Source organism: Burkholderia sp. Bp8992 (assembly GCF_003853705.1).
Classification (GTDB): Bacteria; Pseudomonadota; Gammaproteobacteria; order Burkholderiales; family Burkholderiaceae; genus Burkholderia.
The window spans coordinates 68,703-86,525 of record NZ_QTQI01000008.1 but is presented as its reverse complement, the minus strand read 5'-3'; the positions used below and the strand labels follow the sequence as shown (position 1 = coordinate 86,525).

The window sequence follows — 17,823 nt, the reverse complement described above, 5'->3', positions numbered from 1 at the left end:
ACCCGCGTCACGCCTGTCCGTGCGGTCAGGCGCCGGCCGCCGGCGCCGGAAACACCGGCTCGCCGAGCGTCAGCATCAACCGGTTCGCCCACGCGAAGATCGCGACCGCGTGCGACAGGTCGAGAATCTCTTCATGCGTCAGCCCTTCGGCTTCGAGTGCGGCGATCGCGCGTTCGTCGATCGCGTCGGGCCGTTCGGTCAACGCGATCGCATAGCGGATGATCGCGCGTTCGCGTGCCGTCGTGCCGGCCGTCGCGGGATCGTCGAATACCTGCTCGATCGCATCGGTGCGTTTCGCGAGTTGCGCGAAGCGCTGCGCATGCACCGACGCGCAATACACGCAGCCGTTCACGCGCGACACGGCTGTGCTGGCCAGCTCGCGTTCCGCACGCGACAGGCCGCCGGGACCGTACATGATCGCGTTGAACACGCCCGAGCGTTGCCGCAGGATCTCGGGCAGGTGCACGAGCAGCAGGTAATAGTCGGAGGTCTTCGCCTGCGGGTGGCTTGCGTCGAGCACGGCAAGCTGATCGGGCGTCGCGGCATCGAGCGACACCGTGTCGAGCCACGCGCGCCAGCCGAGCGTGTCGGATGTGAAGCCGTGAGCGCTCGTCGTCATGCGGCCTCCTTGCCGGCGCGGGCCTGAAGCGCCTGCGCGGCAACGGCGACGCGCAACTGATAGGCGACGAACGCCACGAGCTGCGACAGCGCGACGATCGCGGGTGTCGTGAGGCCGGCCGACTTCAGTGCGTCGAGATCGGCTGCGCGTGCATCGACAGGGGAGAGCGTCAGGCGCTTCGCGTGCGCGAGCAGCGCGCCGAGGCGTTGAGGCAGCGCGTCGAACGCATCGGCATCCGCGTGTTCGATGTCGCGTGCCGTGCCGCCCGCGTCGAGCAGTCGGGCGCGATACGTATCGGCCAGCGCGTGTGCATTCGACTTCCGCGCGACATACCGCGCCGCATGCAGCCGCTCGACCAGCGAAAGATCGGGCAAGGCGGGATCGAACAGCGCGGCTTCGCTCAGCTGCGTATGCAGCAGCACCTTGTCGCGCGCGCGGCGCAGCGCGGCGACGGTGTCGCCTTCGCGCAGGCCGGCCACCGCGTCGATCGTATCCGGCACGGCGGCCGGCGTGATGGAGTCAGTCATCGTTTCGGTTTTCCTTCTTCGTCGGTGTGATCGATGGCGTGCGCTCACGCATCGGCGTCGTGCCATTCGTCGCCTTGCAGTTCGGCGTTCGCGTACGCGACGAGCGCGTCGTAATGCCGGTCGCGATCGGCGTCGAACAGCCGGCTCGCGATGCCGCGCGCCAGCCGCTTCGCGCCGGCGCTGATCGCCGGGATATCGCCGGACAGCTTGCCGTGGCTCAGGCTCGCCGCATGGTTGAAGCAATGGATACGCGTGACGGCCGGGCATGCGCCGCGCTCGCGCTCCTGGAACGCGAACGCGGGGCCGAGATCGGGCGACTCCGCGAGTTCGTCGAGCCACAGATCCGGTTCCGGTCGATAACGATCCTTCCAGCGCCGCACGTGCGCGCCGAACGACGCGAATTCGTCGCGCGTCGTCCAGTCCGAATGAAAGCCCGTCGCGAAGATCAGGAAGTCGACGGTGTAGCGCCCGCGCGGCGTCGTGACGTCGAGGCCGTCCGCGTGGTCGGCAAGCGTCTCGATCGGGCTGCCTGCATGGAAATGCGCATGCTCGTGGCGCGATACGCGCAGCACGCTGTCGCGCGGCGGCGGTGTCTGCGACGTCAACGCGTAGTGCATGAAGCGCCACTTCGTCGCGTCGTCGAGATCGGCATAGCCGTGCACGAGCCCCGGGCTGCCGATGCCGGTCAGCTTGTTGATGCGCGGAATGTCCGCGCGGCGGAAGAACAGGTCGACGCGTGCGGCGCCGGCTTCGAGTGCGGTGCCCGCGTTGTCGAACGCGGACGCGCCTGCACCGACGACGCCGACGCGCTTGCCCGCGAGCGCCGCGAAGTCGATCGGCTCCGACGAATGGGCCCGGCGCGTGCGGGGCACGCGGTGCGCGACGGGCGGTACGTACGGGCCGCCGAGACCGTCGCGGCCGGTCGCGAGCACGACGTGTCGCGCGAGCAGCGTCTGCGCTTCGCCGTTGCCGCGCACGTCGAGCGCGAGCAGCCCGTCGTCGCGCGGGCGCAGCGCGACGAGCGCCGTGTCGTTGCGCACCTGCAGGTCGAGCACGCGCCGATACCAGCGCAGGTAGTCCATCCATTGCGTGCGCGGAATCTTGTAGAGCGCGTCCCAGGCGTCGCGGCCGAATTGTGCTTCGAACCATGCGCGGAACGTCAGCGCGGGCAGGCCGAGCGCGGGGCCCGTGAGCTGCTTCGGCGAGCGCAACGTCTCCATCCGCGCGAACGTGATCCACGGCCCTTCGTAGCCGGCCGGCGCGCGGTCGATCACGCACTGGTTGTCGATGCCGAGCAGGCGCAGTTCGGCGGATGCCGCGAGCCCCGCCATGCCGCCACCGACGATCGCGACGTCGAGCACGCGCGCGCCGTCCGCTTCGCGCGGCGGCACCCACGACGGCGCGGGCAGGTCGAGCCAGCGCAGGTCCTGCGCGAGCCGTGCTTCGAGTGCGTCGAGCGGTGTCGTCATGCGGCCTCCGGGCGCGTGCGGCGTACACGTGCGGTGCGCGGCGGACGTGGTGCCCGCTCGTTGCGCAGCCGGTCGCCGCGCAGCAGTGCGTCATGCGCGGCCGCGTCGTGGAAGATCACGTCGTCGAGCAGCGCACCCGTCGTGCGGTGCAGCGCGTCGAGCAGCGCATCGACGGCTGCCGTGCGCGGCTTGCCGGCCGGCGTTGCGACGCCGAACGCAAACGGGATGTCGACGTCGAGCGGCCGCGCGACGACGCCGTCCACCGGCAGCGCGATACCCGTCGCCGGATCGACGATGCCGATCCCGATGCCCGCACGCGCGGCCATCACCGCATTCAGCGATGCGTTCGTCTCGATGAACACGCGCGCATCGACACGGGCAGCCGCGAACGCGGCGTCGATGCGCTGGCGCAGCCGGTGCCGGTTCGCGACCGTCACGATACGGCGCTGCGCGAGATCGCGCAGCGCGATGCGCGGCTTCGCCGCGAGCGGATCGCCGGCGGGCAGCACGGCGACGCACGGCGTCTGCGCGATCCAGTGCACGTCGAGCCCCGCATGCGCCATCGGCAGCGTGACGACGCCGACGTCGGCCGTGCCGGCCAGCACTTCATGCACGACATGCTCGGCCGATTCGCTGCGCAACTGGTAATGCGGCGCGTGCGCGTCGTCGGGCAGCGCGGCGAGCGCGGCCGGCACGAGCGTGGCCGCGAGCGACGGCGTCGCCGCGATGCGCACGGGTTCGGCCGTTTCGTCGCCGAGCGCGCGGGCCCGTGCCTCGATCGCGCGCAGGCCGACCAGCGAGCGTTCGACTTCCTCGTACAGCAGGAACGCGCGGCGCGTCGGCGTGACGCGCGGGCCGTGGCGGTCGAACAGCGCGTAGCCGAGATCGGCTTCGAGCTCCTGGATCTGCCGCGTGACGGCCGGCTGCGAGCGGCCGAGCAGTTCGCCCGCGCCGGTCACGCTGCCGGCCGACATGACCGCGGAAAAGGCTTCGAGTTGATGCAGCTCCATGACGCGTTCCGATGATGCGATTTGCGCATTGTAGGAGTGCGAGCATGCGTGATTCATATAATGATTCCTGCTATCGACAGCGTCAAAACTGCGAAGCGTGCGATGGCGGCGGCGGCCGGTTGCGCCAGCATGCGCATCGGTTGCGCGTGGCGACGCGAAGGAAACGTCAATCGAATCAACGCGATGCGACGTGTGTCGATGGATCGCGCAAGGCGGCGCGAACGGATGCGCGTTCGCGAGCGCGATCCGCTTCGCGCGGCATGCGATATCGATATGCGCAAAACTTCGTTGGACCGCCCTGAGCCGGATGGTTACATGCCCTCACTCTTTTCGACTGACTGAAGCTGGGGGACGCATGAACGTTTCGGGGAACGACGCACGCGGCGCATGGCGGCGCGTGCTGGGCACGGTAGCGGCGCTCGCTGCCGCATGGGGCTTGTCGGCGGGCGGCGCGCTCGCGGCCGGCGTGTCGGGCGAACCGGTGGTGGTCGGCGTGAGCGGGCCGCTCACGGGCCAGGACGCGCAATACGGCGAGCAATGGAAGCGCGGCTTCGATCTCGCGCTCGACGAGATCAACGGCAGCGGCGGCATTCACGGCCGGCCGCTCGCGATCGACTTCCAGGACAGCCGCAGCGATCCGCGCCAGGCGGTGGCGATCGCGCAGAAGTTCGTCGCCGATCCGCGCATCGCGATCGAGCTCGGCGACTTCTCGAGCGCGACGTCGATGGCCGCGTCGCCGATCTACCAGCGTGGGCAACTCGTGCAGTTCGGCTTCACGAACTCGCATCCGGATTTCACGAAGGGCGGCGACTATCTGTGGAGCACCGCGCTGAGCCAGGCCGAGGAGCAGCCGCTGCTCGCGCGCTATGCGGTGAAGGAACTCGGCTTCAAGCGGATCGCGGTGCTGTACCTGAACACCGACTGGGGCCGCACCAGCAAGGACATCTTCGCGAAGGCGGTCGCCGGGCTCGGCGCGCAGGTCGTCGCGGCCGAAGGCTACCAGCCGGCGGAGAAGGATTTCCGCTCGACGCTCGTGCGCATCGGTGAATCGAAGCCCGATTCGATCGTGCTGATCTCGTACTACGCGGACGGCGCGCAGATCGTGCGCCAGGCGCGTACATCGGGGCTCACGCTGCCGATCGCGGCGGTCGGCTCCGTGTATTCGCCGAAGTTCCTCGAGCTGGGCGGCACGGCCGTCGAAGGCGTGTATACGGAGTCGAACTTCTTCCCGGCCGAACCGCGCCCCGAGGTGCAGGCGTTCGTGCAGCGCTACCGCGCGAAATTCCATACCGATCCCGATTCGTTCGTCGCGCGTGCCTATGACGCGCTGATCCTGTCGGCGGAAGTGCTGCGCCGCTACGGCACGACGCGCCAGGCCGCGCACGACGGCTTCGCGAAGGTCAGCGACGTGCCGAGCGTGATCTTCGGCAAGGTGCGCTTCGATCCGCAGACGCGCCGCGTCGCCGGTGCGCGCACCGTGTACCTGGTCGTGAAGCAGGGGCAGTGGGCGCTGTGGGATGGCGCGAAGCCGCAGCTCGCGGCGCGTTGAGCCTGACATGAACCGCATGCACGTGACGGACGCATCGTGATGGCTTCCTGGCTCGACTACACGCTCAACGGCCTCATCGTCGGCAACATCTACGCGCTGCTCGCGGTCGGGCTCGCGCTGATCTTCGGCGTGTCGCACCTGATCAACTTCGCGCACGGCTCGGTCTACATGGTCGGCGCATTCATCGGCTGGCTGTGCCTGACGCGCTTCGGGCTGCCGCTGCCGGTCGCGCTGGCGGCGGTCGTCGTCGGCTGCGGCGCGCTCGGCGTCGCGATCGAGCGGATCGGGCTGCGGCCGCTGCGCCATGCGGCGCGCATCGCGCCGCTGCTCGCGACGATCGGCATCAGCTTCATCCTCGACCAGCTCGCGCAGCTCGCGTTCGGCGCGGACCCGCGCGCGGTGCCGACGCCGCTGCCCGACTGGCACGTGCGGATCGCCGGTGCGACGCTCGGCTCGCTCGACCTGCTGATCGCGGGCATCGGCATCGCGGCGGCCGCGCTGCTGTACGGCTTCCTGCGCTTCACGCGGCTCGGCTGGGCCGTGCGCGCGACCGCGCAGGATCGCGACGCGGCGCTGCAGATGGGCGTCGACGTCGATCGCGTGAACCAGACCGTGTTCGCGATCGCGTGCGCGCTCGGCGGCGTGAGCGGGCTGCTGGTCGGCATGTACTACAACAGCATCGATCCGGCGATGGGCTTCCAGGCGACGCTGAAGGGCGTCGTCGCGCTGCTGATCGGCGGGCTCGGCAACGTGCCGGGCGCGATCGCCGGCAGCCTGCTGCTCGGCCTCGTCGAAAGCTACGGTGTCGCGCTGTTCGGCACGAGCTATCGCGACCTGTTCGCGTTCGGACTGCTGATCGTGTTCCTCGTATGGCGGCCGAACGGCCTGTTCAGCGCGAACCGCGCGCTGCCGCCCGAGCCGATGACGGGCACCTTCCTCGCGGCCGCGAAAGCCGTGCGCGTGCCGCGCCCGGTGCTCGTCGTGCTGATCGCGCTGGCGGCCGTCCTGCCGTGGCTCGGCGCGTCGCCGTACGTGCTGCAGACGCTGACCAACGCGTGGCTGTACGGATTGCTCGCGCTGAGCCTCACGCTCGTCGCGGGCACGGTCGGGCAGATCTCGCTCGGCCACGCGGCATTGCTCGTGATCGGCGCGTATGCGTCGGCGCTGCTGTCGTCGGATCTCGGCTGGTCGCCGGCCGTGACGATTCCATGCGCGGGCGTCATCACCGCGGTGCTCGGCACGCTGCTCGTCTATCCGGCATTCCGGCTGCGCGGGCACTATGTGTCGATTGCGACGCTCGGCATCGGCGAGGTGGTGAGCCTCGTGATCCTGAACTGGGACGGCTTGACGCGCGGCCCGCTCGGCGTCACCGGCATCGCGCCGCTGCCGTGGGCGACGACCGCGCGCGCCGCGTACTGGTTCACGTTCGCGGTGCTCGTCGGGTTCGCGCTCGTACAGGTGAGGCTGCTGCGCTCGCACCTGGGCCGCACGCTGCGCGCGGTGCGCGAGGACGACGTCGCCGCGCGTGCGCACGGCGTCGCGCCGAACCGCTACAAGGCGATCGCATTCGCGGTCGGCGGCGTCGCGGCCGGCGTGAGCGGTGGCATTGCCGCGCACCTGTACAGCTACATCAATCACCAGACCTTCGATTCGCAGGTGTCGATCCTCGCGCTGACGATGGTGATCCTCGGCGGGCTCGGCAACGTGCTCGGCGGCATCGCGGGCGCGATCGCGCTGATCGGGCTGCCCGAGCTGTTCCGCTGGGCGGCCGACTACCGGATGCTGATCTACGGCGTCGTGCTGCTGCTGCTCGTGCGGTTCCGGCCGCAGGGCCTGCTCGGCACCGTGTGAGGAGGAATGCGATGACCACCCCCCGACCCTTGCTCGACGTGCAGGGCCTGACGCGCCGCTTCGACGGCGTGACCGCGCTCGACGGCGCGAGCCTGACGCTCGGCGACGGCGAGCTGCTGAGCGTGATCGGCCCGAACGGCGCGGGCAAGTCGACGCTGTTCAACCTGATCGCGGGCGCGGACCGGCCCGACACCGGCCGCGTGACGTTCGACGGCCGCGACATCACGGGCACGGCGCCCGAGCGCCTCGCGGCGCTCGGCATCGCGCGCACGTTCCAGCACGGCCGCGTGTTCGGCAACCTGAGCGTGCTCGACAACGTGCTGATCGGCGCGCATGCCAGGCTGCGCGCGGCGCGGCCGGGCTGGCCCGCGCTCGGCGCGGCGGCCGAGGTGCTGCGCGCGCTCGTGCGGCCCGCGTCGGTGCGCCGCGAGGAAGCCGCGTTGCGCGAGGAGGCGCGCGCGATCGTCGCCGGGTTCGGCGAACGGCTCACGCCGCGCATCGACCATCCTGCGCACAGCCTGTCGTATGCGAACCGGCGGCGCGTGGAGATCGGCCGCGCGCTCGCGCTGCATCCGCGCCTGCTGCTGCTCGACGAGCCGACGGCCGGGATGAACGAGACGGAGACGGCCGAGATGCTGCAACTGATCCAGTCGCTGAAGGCGCGTGGCCTGACGATCCTGCTGATCGAGCACAAGCTCGAACTCGTGATGCGCGTGTCCGACCGCGTGATGGTGCTCGACAACGGCGTGAAGATCGCCGAAGGCGCGCCGCGCGACGTGCGGCACGATCCGCGCGTGATCGAAGCCTATCTTGGCCGCCGCCATGCGGGCGGCGCACCGGCCGACCGCACCGCGCAGGCGGCCGCATGACCGCGCTTTCCACCGGACCCGATACGACGATGACCGACGCGCTGCTGAAACTCGAACACCTCGACACGTTCTACGGGCCCGTGCAGGTGCATTTCGACGTGAACTTCGAAGTGGGCCGCGGGCAGATCGTCAGCCTGCTCGGCGGCAACGCGAGCGGCAAGTCGACGACGATGAAGCTGATCCTCGGGCTGATGCGGCCGAAGCGCGGCGTCGTGCGTTTCGACGGCGCCGACGTGACGGCGCTCGCGACGCCGCAGCGCGTGCGGCGCGGGATCGCGGCCGTGCCCGAGGCGCGGCGGCTGTTCGGCGACATGAGCGTGCGCGAGAACCTGCTGATGGGCGCGTACACGCGCGGCGACCGCACGGCCGTGGCCGACGACTACGAGCGTGTGCTCGACCTGTTTCCGCGTGTACGCGAACGATTGACGCAGCGTGCGGGCACGCTGTCGGGCGGCGAGCAGCAGATGCTCGCGATGGCGCGTGCGTTGATGGCGCGGCCGAAGCTGATCTGCATGGACGAGCCGACGATGGGGTTGTCGCCGCTCTACGTCGACAAGGTGCTCGAACTGATCGGCACGATCAACCAGCAGGGCGTGACGGTGTTCATGGTCGAGCAGAACGCGAGCCTCGCGCTCGAGATCGCGCATTACGGGTACGTGCTGCAGACGGGCCGCGTCGTACTCGAAGGGCCCGCAAAGGCACTGCTCGACGACGAGCGCGTGCGCGATGCGTATCTGGGCGGGGAGGCCGTCGCGGCGTAGCATTGCCGCGCACGGGTCGACTCACGCGTCGCTTGCGTGCGTCCCCGCTGCCCGCGGAAACGTCAGCACCACTGCGAACCCGCCCGCATCGGGAAACGCAAACCCGACGCGCCCGCCGTGCGCCTTCATCACTTCCTGCACGATCGCGAGCCCGAGGCCCGACCCCGTGCGCCGCTCGCTGCCGTCCGGCGCGATCCGCACGAACGGTTGCAGTGCCGCGTCCCAATGCTCGCGCGGTATCCCGCGGCCGTTGTCGGTCACGGTCAGCGTGACCGCGCCGTCGACGTTGCCCGTGGTCGCGACCGACACGACGATGTCGTCCGCGTGACCGTGCAGCAGCGCGTTGTGCAACACGTTCGACAACGCTTCCTGCAGGCTGATCGCGTCGCCGTCGATCCACGCCAGCGGCGCATCGCTCGCGAACGCAACGGCGACATCGCGCTCGCCCGCGAGCGGAATCGTGCGGCCGAGCACCTCTTTGGCGAGCGCGACCAGTTCGACGGGTTGCAGCGGCACGGCCTCGGTACGATGAATCACCATCGCGTGATTGAGCAGCTGGCCGGTGAGCCGCCCGACATCCGAGGACGTCGCGCGCAGCGCATCGAGCCGCGCCGCGTGACGCGCGGGATCGGATTCGCCGTCGAGCAGCTCGATCTGCGCGTCGAGCCGCGCGAGCGGCGTGCGCATCTGATGCGCGGCGTCGGCGATGAAGCGCTGCATCGCGTTGATGCGTTCGGCGAGGCGGTGCATCAATCCGTTGATCGAGCCGATGATCGCGTCGATCTCGCTCGGCGTATCGACGGCCACCGGCCGCAGGTCGGCCGGGTCGCGCGCGGCGATGATCGTGCCGATCTGCGCGAGCGGGCGCAGCCCGCGCCGGATCGCGAGGCCGCTTGCGCCGATCGCGAGCACGCTCATCAGCAGGATCAGCGTCCACACCTTGAAGCTCATGTCGTTCGTGAGCTGCTGGCGCGCGTTGGTGGTTTGCGCGACCGTCACGAGCGCCCAGCCCGGCGTGCTTTCCTCGGGCATGTAGCGGGCGATGGTCGCGGTGCGGATCCGGTGCCCCTGGTAGACGCCATTCGCGAACGCCGGGCCCTGTTTCGCGGCGGCGAGCGTCGCGGGGCTCGCGAGATCGTTGTAGCCGGCCACGACGATGCCGCGCGAATCGACGACCTTGTAGTAGACGAGGTCGTAGCGCGACAGCGTCGACAGTGCGGCCACCGGCGGATTCAGCGCAAGCACGCCGCCCTGCACGTAGAGGTTTTCCGCGACCTGGATCGATGCGCCTGCAAGCAGCTGGTCGTATGCGCGTTCGGCTGCGACACCCGCGTAGTAGCGCGCGATCACCGCAAGCGCGAGCGCGCCGCTTGCGACGACGAGCGCGACCAGGAGCAGCGTGCGCCCGAACAGCGTCTTCGGAAACCAGTCAATGCGCGGCAATCTGATACCCCATCCCGCGTGCGGTGCGGATCTCGACCGAGCTGCCCTGCAGCTTCCTGCGCACGCGCGTCACGTACTGTTCGACCGCGTTCGTGGTCGGCTCGTTGCCGAAGCTGAACAGCTGGTTCAGCAGCTCGTCCTTCGAGAAGATCCGCTGCGGCCGGCTCGCGAGGATCTCGAGCAGCGCGAACTCCTGGCGCGACAGCGACAGCGGCTGCCCGTCGAGTTCCGCGAGGCGGCTGCTGCGGTCGATCACGAGGCCGCCGAGCGTCAGCACGTCGTTCGCATGGCCGCTGTTGCGGCGCAGGAGCGCCTGCACACGGGCGTCGAGCTCGCGATAGTCGAACGGCTTCACGAGATAGTCGTCGGCGCCGAGGCCGAGGCCGCTCACGCGGTCGTCGATCGCCGAGCGCGCGGTGACGAGCAGCACGGGCGTCGTGCTGCCCGACGCGCGCAGGTGGCGCAATACCGTGAAGCCGTCCATGCCGGGCAGGTTCGCGTCGAGCACGACGAGGTCGAAGCGCTCGACGCGCAGCAGCCCGTGCGCGGTCGCGCCGTCGGCTTCGAGGTCGACCGCGTGGCCGAGCCGCGCCAGGCGGCTGCGGATCGCCGCGCCGATTTCGGCATCGTCCTCCACGACGAGAATGCGCATGGTGCCGTTTTGCAGGTAGGTGGGTTAGGGGTTTTCCCGAGGGCGGGATGTCAGCATTTTCTCAGACTCGGTCGATAACCTGTGTCGAGCCGGAAGCAGCAGGCAAGGACGGCATTAATACCAGAATTATTCAAGGAGACGGCAACATGCAGCATGTCACGGGCGCGACGAACGCGCGACGCGGCGCGACGGCAGCCTTCGCGGGGCCGTTTTCCGTCCGTCGCATGGCAGCACGCGCATGACGACGCTGCCGCGCCGCCGCGCACTGATCGCCGCCGGGCTCGGCGCGTTCGCGGTGCCGTCGCTCGTGCGGGCGAAGCCTCGCACGGTCCGGATTTCCAAAGGCTATGGCGTGCTGTACCTGCCGCTGCTCGTGATGGAGAAGCAGCGGCTGTTCGAACGGCACGCGGCACGTCATGGCGTGCGCGACGTCGCGGTCGACTGGGTGCTGCTCGACGGCGGCAACTCCGTCAACGACGCGATGATGGCCGGCACGCTCGATTTCGCGGGCGCCGGCGCACCGGGTTTCATCGAGCTGTGGGCACGGGCGCGCGGCATTCCGAACGTCGAGGTGATCGGCATCAGCGGGCTGTCGACCACGTCGCTGTCGCTGAACGCGAACCGCGCGGGCCTCGCGTCGCTGCGCGACTTCACGCCGTCCGACCGGATCGCGGTGCCGGGCATCCGCACGTCGCTGTCGGCCGTCGTGCTGCAGATGGTCGCGAGCCGGCAGCTCGGCCCGACGCATTTCGCGCAGCTCGATTCGATCACCGTGAACCTGCCGCATCCGCAGGCGATGCAGGCGCTGATCCGTCGCGAGAACGGCGTCACCGCGCACTTCACGTCGCCGCCGTTCTCGACGCTCGAGTTGCGGCAGCCGGGCATACACCGCGTGGTGAGCTCGGTCGACGTGCTCGGCCCGCTGACGCTCGACGTCGTGTTCGCGCCGAAGCGGCTCGTCGATACGGAGCCCGCGCTCGCCGTCGCGTTTCTCGGCGCGCTCGACGAAGCGAACCGCCTGATCGCGCAGGACCCGCGTGCGGCGGCCGCGCTGTATGCGGCGTCGTCGGGCGTCGGCGTGTCGCACGACGACGTGATGCGGATGCTCGCCGCACCCGACACGCGCTTCTCGGTGCTGCCGAACCAGCTGATGGACTACGTCGAATTCCTGTACCTCGCCGGCACGATCAAGGCGAAACCGCGCGCGTGGCACGAGATGTTCGCGCCGATGCTCGACGACTACCGGTCGGGCTGAACGCCGCCGCGTCCATTCATCGAGACACCCCGCGCCCGCGTGTGTGCTGCGCGCGGCGCCGATTCAACCGATATGCAACCGATACGCAACCGATTCACGCAAGGAGCCTGAAGTGAACGCAACCGACACCCTGGACCCCGCGTCCGCCGAAGAACAGCGCATCATGTCGAAGATGGCGCGGCGCTTGCTGCCCATCCTCGTCGTGATGTTCCTGATCGCGTTCATCGACCGGCAGAACGTCGGTTTCGCGAAACTGCAGATGGTGCATAGCCTCGGGATGACGGAGGCCGCGTTCGGGCTCGCGTCGTCGCTGTTCTTCATCGGCTACCTGCTGTTCGAGGTGCCGAGCACGCTCGCGCTGCATCGCTACGGCGCGCGCGTGTGGCTCGCGCGGATCATGCTGACGTGGGGCCTCATCACGGTGCTGATGGGCTTCACGACGTCGATGCCGGCGTTCTGCTCGCTGCGTTTCCTGCTCGGCATCGCCGAGGCCGGCTTCTATCCGGGCGTGATCTACTACCTGACGCTGTGGTTTCCGCAGAGCTACCGCGCGAAGGTGCTCGGCATCTTCACGCTCGGCAGTGCGCTCGCGAACATGCTCGGCTCGCTGGTCGGCGGCGTGCTGCTGAGCCTGAACGGCGTGTGGGGCCTCGCGGGCTGGCAGTGGGTGTTCGTGGCGACGGGCATTCCGGCCGTGATCGTCGCAATCGTCGTGTTCCGCGTGCTGCCGGCTTCGTTCCGCGAAGCGCCGTTCCTCGACGAACGCGAGAAGGAGATCGTCGCGGCCGCGCTGGAGCGCGAGAAGCCGGCGCAGGCCGAGCACGGCCAGCCGTGGAAGGCGCTGCTCGATCCGCGCGTGATGCTGTTCGCGGCGACCTACATGCTGATGTCGACGTCGCTGTACGGTGTCACGTACTGGCTGCCGACGCTCGTCAAGTCGTTCGGCGTGTCGAGCAGCACGAACGGTTTCCTGAGCATGCTGCCGTGGGCGCTCGCGGTGGTGCTGCTGGTGTGGCTGCCGGCGAAGCTGCGCCGCGCGAAGAGCATCCTGCGCACGATCGCGATCGTCGCGGCGCTCGGCGCACTCGGCTTCCTGCTGAGCCTCGTGCTGCCGTCGACGCCGCTGCGCTTCGTCGCGCTCGTGCTCGGCGGCGCATGCATCCCGCTGCTGTATCCGTGCTTCTGGTCGATGCCGCCGCGCTATTTCACCGGCGCACGGGCGGCGGCAAGCGTCGCGGCGATCAACTCGATCGGCAACCTGGGCGGCTTCTTCAGCCAGAACCTGATGCCGTTCGCGGGCAAGGTGACGGGCACCGCGTTCGGGCCGATGATCGTGCCGATCGTGTGCCTTGCGCTGCTCGGCGTCGGCGCGCTGGTCGCGTGGACGCGGTCGGAGCGGGCGATGGTGGCGGCGCGGGTGTGATGGGGCGCGGTGTTACCGCTTCATTACCTGGTTCCCGACGAACTTGAAGTTGGCCGACGCGTGCGTGTTCGACAGCAGGTACTTGAGCGCGTGGATGTCGGGGGCGGTCGTCGTGAAGCGGTTGTCGCCGTCGAAGATGAATTCCCACGTGATGATGCTGCGGCTGCCGCCGGGATTGTCCACGTGGATTTCCTTCAGCGACGCAAGCGGATACGCGCGTTCGTGCCAGTCGAACAGGTGCCGCACGTAGAGATGATCCGGTGTCACGATCTCGTAGCGACGCAGGAACGGCGTCGCGACGACGAGCACCACGGTGGTCAGGATCAGCAGCGAGCGGGCCGCACGCCACACGACGGCCCGCGATGCGCGGCCGCGTGGCTTGGTACGGTAGCGCTGGTATGCGGACGGTACGATCAGGCCGACGCCGAACCACCAGGCGATCGCAATGAATCCGATCGGCACGTTCAGGAAAGGCACTGAAAAGGCGCCGACGAAGTTGGTCGGAAAATCCGTGAGCCGCGCGGTCGACACGAACCCGAGCGCGATGTAGCTGCCGGCAGGATGCGGAATGAACACGGCTGTCGTCAGCGCCTGCAGCGCGAGCAGGACGGGCCAGCACAGCAGCGATACGGCCAGCCAGCCGACTGCGGCGATGAAGAAAGAAAGGATGTAGGTGCGGAGGGTTTTCATCGTGGCGAAGGGGTGAAGTCCGGTCGGCCGGTGCAATAAAACGGCTGATGTAGCGACCCGCGACGAATTGTAGCGTCGTGGGAAGGCCGGTACGGACGATGTCGCGCCGGGTGATGGCAGCGCGAAGTGCCGGGCAGCACATGAATCGCAGTCGGTGAACCGCTGCGTATCATGCGCGATGCGCTACCAGGCGTTGCAAATGCGACGTATGGAGCGAGCAATGAAATTGACGATGGCGAATATGTCTCGAGATGGCGTTGCGCGTCGACGCGTGCAGCGCGAATTCGTGGCGCGCGGCTTGGCATCGCGCCACGAGGCGCGGCGGACCGGTGAATATATCGAAGCGGCAGACGTTCAGGCGGAACTCGAGCGCATGTTGAAAGTGGCACGTGCGACAAAGGCTGCCGGCTAAGCCATCGCGGTTCAGCGCTTTCCATTGCCGCGGGGTTCCCCCGCTCTATCTCGGCGCCCCCCCATCCGCCCCATGCGCGACCGCCACGGGCGCATGCGTCAGCGGAATCTCGACCTCGACCGTCGTGCCTTCGCCGAGCGTTGTCGCGATCCGCAGCGTGCCGCCGACCAGATACGCGCGCTCACGCAATCCCACCAGCCCGAACGACCCCGACTTGCGCGGTACGCCGGGATCGAATCCCGCGCCGTCGTCGCGGATCGTCAGTGCGATCACATCGCCGCCGTGCACGAGTTCGACGTCCGCGTGCGACGCGGCCGCATGCCGCGCGACGTTCGCGAGCGCTTCCTGCGCGATGCGGAACACAGCCGTCGCATACGGCTCGTCGAGCTGCAGCTCGGGCGGCTCGACGTGCAGCGCGCACGCAATTCCGTGACGGTGCCGGAAATCCTCCACGAGCCATTGCATCGCCGCGGCGAAGCCGAGGTCGTCCAGCATCAGCGGGCGCAGGTCGGACGCGATGCGCCGTGTCGCGGCCACCGCGCCGCGCGCGAGCACATGCATCGCCGCGATCTTGCGCGCGAGTTGCGCGTCGTCCTGCGGCACGCGGTCGATCAGCCATTCGAGATCGTTCTTCAGCGTCGCGAGCGTCTGCGCGAGTTCGTCGTGCAGTTCGCGCGCGATGCGGCGCTGCTCGGCTTCGCGCGCGCTGGCACTGATCGCGGCAATCTCGCGCAATTCCTCGCGAGACGCCTGCAGCGCCCGCTCGGCGCGCACGCGCTCCTCGACTTCGCGCCGCAGGTCGCGGTTCGACGCGCTCAGTTGCGCGGTGCGCGCAGCGACGCGCTGTTCGAGCCGTTCGTTCGCGTCGTTCAACTGCGCGCTCTTCTGCACGACGAGCAGATGCTGGTAGCGCGCGCCGGCCAGTGCGCGCACGGTCTGCGCATGCAGCCGGCCGTTCTCGAACAGCATCGCGAACAGTACGACGCCGGATGCGACGAGGCCGTACGCGCGTCCCGCGTAGAAGCCGAGATCGTAGCGCCCGTGGTTCAGCATCGACGACAGCGCGATGTCGAACAGCCATGCGACCAGCGTCGTCATCACCCACAGGTCGAGCACGGAATGGCGGCGCCGCTGCCACCACATCAACATCAGTGCGACCAGGTTCAGCCCCCAGACGACCGTGATCGCGTTCGTCATCGTCGCGGTCATCCGGTTGCCGTTCATGATGCGCGGCAGCAGGTCGTGGCCGGCCGTCGCGAGCAGCGCGAGCGCGGCCGTCGCGGCGACCGCCGACGCGATGCAGAACCCCACCGGAATCGCCGCACGGCGCTGCGGGGCCGGGATCGGGCGGGCGCGCGTCTTCGCGCGCAGCAGCGCATAGGCGGACACCGCCAGCGGAAAGCCGCCGTGCCAGAACAGGTACAGCCACGCGGTGGTCTGGTCGCCGCCACCGAGCAGGCCGTGCGGCGCAAACAGCCCGGGGAAGGTCAGCATGTGCGTGCCGGCCATGAAGCCTGTGAACAGGTAGCCTCCCGCGAGCGCGAGCAGCGGCTTCTGGCGCAGGATCGCGTACTGGCCGAGCAGCAGGCCGGCCGTCACCATGTCGTTGACGACGATCGCCGACTGGTACACGGGAATGAACGCCCAGCCCGGCGCGAGCGGCATGCCCGCGAACGGCGCGAGCGCGGCGAAGATCACGGCCGATACGAGCACGGTCGCAAGCGCGAAGCGCCGTTCGCGCCGGTCGGGCGGCAGCGACGACATGAACAGGTGCGATGCGTCCGGATCGTCGTCGGGCGGCGCGGGCGGCGCGGGCGGGAAGCGGGAGGCGGCTGTCATGCGTCGTCGGCACCGGGATAGAGATCGTGGCGCACCGCGTAGCGGACCAGTGCGGCTTCGTGCGGCAATTCCATCTTCTCGAGGATCCGCGTCTTGTACGTGCTGACCGTCTTCGCGCTCAGCGCGAGTTCGGACGCGATCTGCGTGACGGTCTGGCCGGCGACGATGCGGCCCATCACGTCGAGTTCGCGCGCGGACAGTCGCTCGTGCGGCAATGTCCGATCCGGCGCGCGCAGCGTGCGCGCGAGGCTTTCGGCTGCCGACGGGCTCACGTAGACGCCGCCCGCCGCGACCTTGCCGACCGCTTCGACGAGTTCGGCGGTCGCGCTGTCCTTCGTCAGGTAGCCGGTGGCGCCGGCCTTGAACGCGCGCGCGGCGTACTGCGCCTCGGCGTGCATCGTCAGCACGAGCGTGCGCAGCGACGGCGCATGGCGCTTGACCATCCGGATCAGCTCGATGCCGGTCGGCGCGGGCATCGACAGGTCGAGCAGCAGCACGTCGGCGACCGCGCGCTCGGCGAGCGCGAGCGTGGCCGAGCCGTCGCTCGCCTCGCCGACGATCTCGAAGCCGCCGGCCGTTTCCAGGATGTATCGCAGTCCGTCCCGCATGACTGCATGATCGTCAGCCAGAATTACCCTGATCATCTAGCGGCCCTCTCCGGGATGACGCCGCGAACGGCTTGTCCGGTTATCGTCGCGGCGTTCTTCCGACCAATATATTCCGCCGAATCCGAAAACGGTACTCATTCGGGAAATTTTCGAGATGGCTGGTCGCGGAATGTGTACTGAAACGAAATAATCGACGGGAAACGGTGCGGCGGGTCGTGCACGGCGATCAGGGTATTCCCTGATCGTTGCCGTACCCGGCATGGACCGGCAACGCGCGACGCGAACCGCTGCGAATCGGGACTAAACTGGTGCCCGATACCACACCACCCGCCGGGGAGCCTTGCGATGATCGATCTTGCCGAAATCCTGCCGACCGCCTTGCCCGCCGCCGTTGCGTGGGCCGAAGCGGAGGCGGCGCGCGGGATCGCGCAGGGCGCGCCGCTGACGCCGGCACAGGCCGACGACGCGCGCACAGTGGGCGTTGCCCGGCCGGAGCAGATCCGTGTGGTGATCGTCGACCGCATGCCGTTTCCCGAGACGCCGTCGCTGGCCGCGATCGCGCGCGACACGGGTTTGCTGTCGCCGGGGACGATCGGCCTGACGCTCGGTCATGCGGTGTACGTGCTGCGCGGGCAGGACACGCGCCGCCTGCTGACCCACGAGTTCCGTCACGTGCATCAGTACGAGGCCGCCGGTTCGATCGGCGCATTTCTTGCGCGCTACCTGCAGGAGATCGCGACGGTCGGCTACCACGATGCGCCGCTCGAGGCCGACGCGCGGCAGCACGAGTTCGATTGACCGTTCACGCCGGCGCGACCGCGCGCATTTCGCCATGACCGTTCCCCC

At 69.1% G+C, this 17,823-nt stretch carries 19 protein-coding genes; 10 read left to right on the top strand and 9 right to left on the bottom strand.

All coding sequences use genetic code 11. The features are described 5' to 3' along the window. Window positions 1-25: 25 nt before the first annotated feature. Genes DIE03_RS14310 through DIE03_RS14295 form a run of 4 tightly spaced genes read right to left on the bottom strand, consistent with a single transcriptional unit; the run spans window position 26 to window position 3,625 of the window. Entirely contained in the window at window positions 26-619 is a 594-nt protein-coding gene (locus DIE03_RS14310) for a peroxidase-related enzyme (protein WP_124451303.1), read from the bottom strand. Then, on the bottom strand, window positions 616-1,146 hold the full coding sequence (locus tag DIE03_RS14305) for a CMD domain-containing protein (protein WP_124451301.1): 531 nt from the start codon (window positions 1,144-1,146) through the stop codon (window positions 616-618). Before DIE03_RS14305 ends, DIE03_RS14310 begins: the two co-directional genes overlap by 4 nt. A 44-nt stretch (window positions 1,147-1,190) precedes the next feature. Continuing rightward, window positions 1,191-2,615, bottom strand: a complete 1,425-nt coding sequence (locus DIE03_RS14300; protein ID WP_124451299.1) for an NAD(P)-binding domain-containing protein — start codon at window positions 2,613-2,615, stop codon at window positions 1,191-1,193. Next, complete coding sequence (locus DIE03_RS14295) at window positions 2,612-3,625, bottom strand: LysR family transcriptional regulator (protein WP_124451297.1); 1,014 nt, start codon at window positions 3,623-3,625, stop codon at window positions 2,612-2,614. The genes DIE03_RS14300 and DIE03_RS14295 overlap by 4 nt, the downstream gene beginning before the upstream one ends. 60 nt (window positions 3,626-3,685) lie before the next feature. Here DIE03_RS14295 and DIE03_RS38255 point away from each other — a divergent pair, with 60 nt between their 5' ends. The 5 genes from DIE03_RS38255 to DIE03_RS14275 are packed head-to-tail and all read left to right on the top strand — an operon-like array spanning window position 3,686 to window position 8,655. After that, on the top strand, window positions 3,686-3,967 hold the full coding sequence (locus DIE03_RS38255) for a hypothetical protein (protein WP_185658154.1): 282 nt from the start codon (window positions 3,686-3,688) through the stop codon (window positions 3,965-3,967). 13 nt (window positions 3,968-3,980) lie between these two features. Continuing rightward, window positions 3,981-5,174, top strand: a complete 1,194-nt coding sequence (locus tag DIE03_RS14290) for an ABC transporter substrate-binding protein (RefSeq protein ID WP_124451295.1) — start codon at window positions 3,981-3,983, stop codon at window positions 5,172-5,174. Window positions 5,175-5,213: 39 nt separating this feature from the next. Continuing rightward, the gene (locus DIE03_RS14285) at window positions 5,214-7,025 is read left to right on the top strand and encodes an ABC transporter permease (RefSeq protein ID WP_124451293.1); all 1,812 of its coding nucleotides are present in this window, start codon (window positions 5,214-5,216) and stop codon (window positions 7,023-7,025) included. A gap of 11 nt (window positions 7,026-7,036) precedes the next feature. Continuing rightward, complete coding sequence (locus DIE03_RS14280; protein ID WP_124451291.1) at window positions 7,037-7,894, top strand: ABC transporter ATP-binding protein; 858 nt, start codon at window positions 7,037-7,039, stop codon at window positions 7,892-7,894. Beyond that, complete coding sequence (locus DIE03_RS14275) at window positions 7,891-8,655, top strand: ABC transporter ATP-binding protein (RefSeq protein ID WP_124451289.1); 765 nt, start codon at window positions 7,891-7,893, stop codon at window positions 8,653-8,655. Before DIE03_RS14280 ends, DIE03_RS14275 begins: the two co-directional genes overlap by 4 nt. Window positions 8,656-8,676: 21 nt before the next feature. On the opposite strand, the gene DIE03_RS14270 is transcribed toward DIE03_RS14275, so the two are convergent. Next, window positions 8,677-10,098 carry a sensor histidine kinase gene (locus DIE03_RS14270; RefSeq protein ID WP_124451287.1) on the bottom strand — a complete coding sequence of 474 codons (1,422 nt, stop codon included), beginning with the start codon at window positions 10,096-10,098 and terminating at the stop codon, window positions 8,677-8,679. After that, a complete protein-coding gene (locus DIE03_RS14265) occupies window positions 10,085-10,750 on the bottom strand; it encodes a response regulator transcription factor (RefSeq protein WP_124451285.1) in 666 nt (221 codons plus the stop codon). Before DIE03_RS14265 ends, DIE03_RS14270 begins: the two co-directional genes overlap by 14 nt. 47 nt (window positions 10,751-10,797) lie before the next feature. Between DIE03_RS14265 and DIE03_RS14260 the strand changes: the two genes are divergently transcribed. From DIE03_RS14260 to DIE03_RS14250, 3 genes are all read left to right on the top strand, one after another. Continuing rightward, window positions 10,798-10,992, top strand: coding sequence for a hypothetical protein (locus tag DIE03_RS14260; protein WP_124451283.1), 195 nt, complete (start codon window positions 10,798-10,800; stop codon window positions 10,990-10,992). Beyond that, window positions 10,989-12,005: an ABC transporter substrate-binding protein gene (locus DIE03_RS14255; RefSeq protein WP_124451281.1), complete on the top strand. Its 1,017-nt coding sequence runs from the start codon at window positions 10,989-10,991 to the stop codon at window positions 12,003-12,005. Before DIE03_RS14260 ends, DIE03_RS14255 begins: the two co-directional genes overlap by 4 nt. Before the next feature lie 112 nt (window positions 12,006-12,117). Continuing rightward, window positions 12,118-13,428 (top strand): MFS transporter, encoded by a 1,311-nt coding sequence (locus tag DIE03_RS14250; protein ID WP_124451279.1) that lies wholly within the window; start codon window positions 12,118-12,120, stop codon window positions 13,426-13,428. Between the two features lie 12 nt (window positions 13,429-13,440). Here the strand turns inward: DIE03_RS14250 and DIE03_RS14245 are convergent, their stop codons facing one another. Further along, window positions 13,441-14,118, bottom strand: coding sequence for a hypothetical protein (locus tag DIE03_RS14245; protein WP_124451277.1), 678 nt, complete (start codon window positions 14,116-14,118; stop codon window positions 13,441-13,443). Window positions 14,119-14,338: 220 nt separating this feature from the next. On the opposite strand from DIE03_RS14245, the gene DIE03_RS14240 reads away from it, so the two are divergent. Further along, window positions 14,339-14,530 carry a hypothetical protein gene (locus DIE03_RS14240; RefSeq protein WP_409364420.1) on the top strand — a complete coding sequence of 64 codons (192 nt, stop codon included), beginning with the start codon at window positions 14,339-14,341 and terminating at the stop codon, window positions 14,528-14,530. 45 nt (window positions 14,531-14,575) lie between these two features. Here DIE03_RS14240 and DIE03_RS14235 read toward each other — a convergent pair whose 3' ends face one another. Then, window positions 14,576-16,369: a sensor histidine kinase gene (locus DIE03_RS14235; RefSeq protein WP_124451275.1), complete on the bottom strand. Its 1,794-nt coding sequence runs from the start codon at window positions 16,367-16,369 to the stop codon at window positions 14,576-14,578. Next, window positions 16,366-17,013 (bottom strand): response regulator transcription factor, encoded by a 648-nt coding sequence (locus DIE03_RS14230; protein ID WP_124451273.1) that lies wholly within the window; start codon window positions 17,011-17,013, stop codon window positions 16,366-16,368. The genes DIE03_RS14235 and DIE03_RS14230 overlap by 4 nt, the downstream gene beginning before the upstream one ends. 309 nt (window positions 17,014-17,322) lie before the next feature. Between DIE03_RS14230 and DIE03_RS14220 the strand changes: the two genes are divergently transcribed. Continuing rightward, window positions 17,323-17,775, top strand: a complete 453-nt coding sequence (locus DIE03_RS14220; protein ID WP_124451271.1) for a hypothetical protein — start codon at window positions 17,323-17,325, stop codon at window positions 17,773-17,775. Window positions 17,776-17,823 lie beyond the last annotated feature (48 nt).

Coding starts and splice junctions, on each gene's coding strand:
- DIE03_RS14310 (WP_124451303.1), bottom strand. CDS start 619: ATGACGACGAGCGCTCACGGCTTCACATCCGACACGCTCGGCTGGCGC.
- DIE03_RS14305 (WP_124451301.1), bottom strand. CDS start 1,146: ATGACTGACTCCATCACGCCGGCCGCCGTGCCGGATACGATCGACGCG.
- DIE03_RS14300 (WP_124451299.1), bottom strand. CDS start 2,615: ATGACGACACCGCTCGACGCACTCGAAGCACGGCTCGCGCAGGACCTG.
- DIE03_RS14295 (WP_124451297.1), bottom strand. CDS start 3,625: ATGGAGCTGCATCAACTCGAAGCCTTTTCCGCGGTCATGTCGGCCGGC.
- DIE03_RS38255 (WP_185658154.1), top strand. CDS start 3,686: ATGATTCCTGCTATCGACAGCGTCAAAACTGCGAAGCGTGCGATGGCG.
- DIE03_RS14290 (WP_124451295.1), top strand. CDS start 3,981: ATGAACGTTTCGGGGAACGACGCACGCGGCGCATGGCGGCGCGTGCTG.
- DIE03_RS14285 (WP_124451293.1), top strand. CDS start 5,214: ATGGCTTCCTGGCTCGACTACACGCTCAACGGCCTCATCGTCGGCAAC.
- DIE03_RS14280 (WP_124451291.1), top strand. CDS start 7,037: ATGACCACCCCCCGACCCTTGCTCGACGTGCAGGGCCTGACGCGCCGC.
- DIE03_RS14275 (WP_124451289.1), top strand. CDS start 7,891: ATGACCGCGCTTTCCACCGGACCCGATACGACGATGACCGACGCGCTG.
- DIE03_RS14265 (WP_124451285.1), bottom strand. CDS start 10,750: ATGCGCATTCTCGTCGTGGAGGACGATGCCGAAATCGGCGCGGCGATC.
- DIE03_RS14260 (WP_124451283.1), top strand. CDS start 10,798: ATGTCAGCATTTTCTCAGACTCGGTCGATAACCTGTGTCGAGCCGGAA.
- DIE03_RS14255 (WP_124451281.1), top strand. CDS start 10,989: ATGACGACGCTGCCGCGCCGCCGCGCACTGATCGCCGCCGGGCTCGGC.
- DIE03_RS14245 (WP_124451277.1), bottom strand. CDS start 14,118: ATGAAAACCCTCCGCACCTACATCCTTTCTTTCTTCATCGCCGCAGTC.
- DIE03_RS14240 (WP_409364420.1), top strand. CDS start 14,339: ATGAAATTGACGATGGCGAATATGTCTCGAGATGGCGTTGCGCGTCGA.
- DIE03_RS14235 (WP_124451275.1), bottom strand. CDS start 16,369: ATGACAGCCGCCTCCCGCTTCCCGCCCGCGCCGCCCGCGCCGCCCGAC.
- DIE03_RS14230 (WP_124451273.1), bottom strand. CDS start 17,013: ATGATCAGGGTAATTCTGGCTGACGATCATGCAGTCATGCGGGACGGA.
- DIE03_RS14220 (WP_124451271.1), top strand. CDS start 17,323: ATGATCGATCTTGCCGAAATCCTGCCGACCGCCTTGCCCGCCGCCGTT.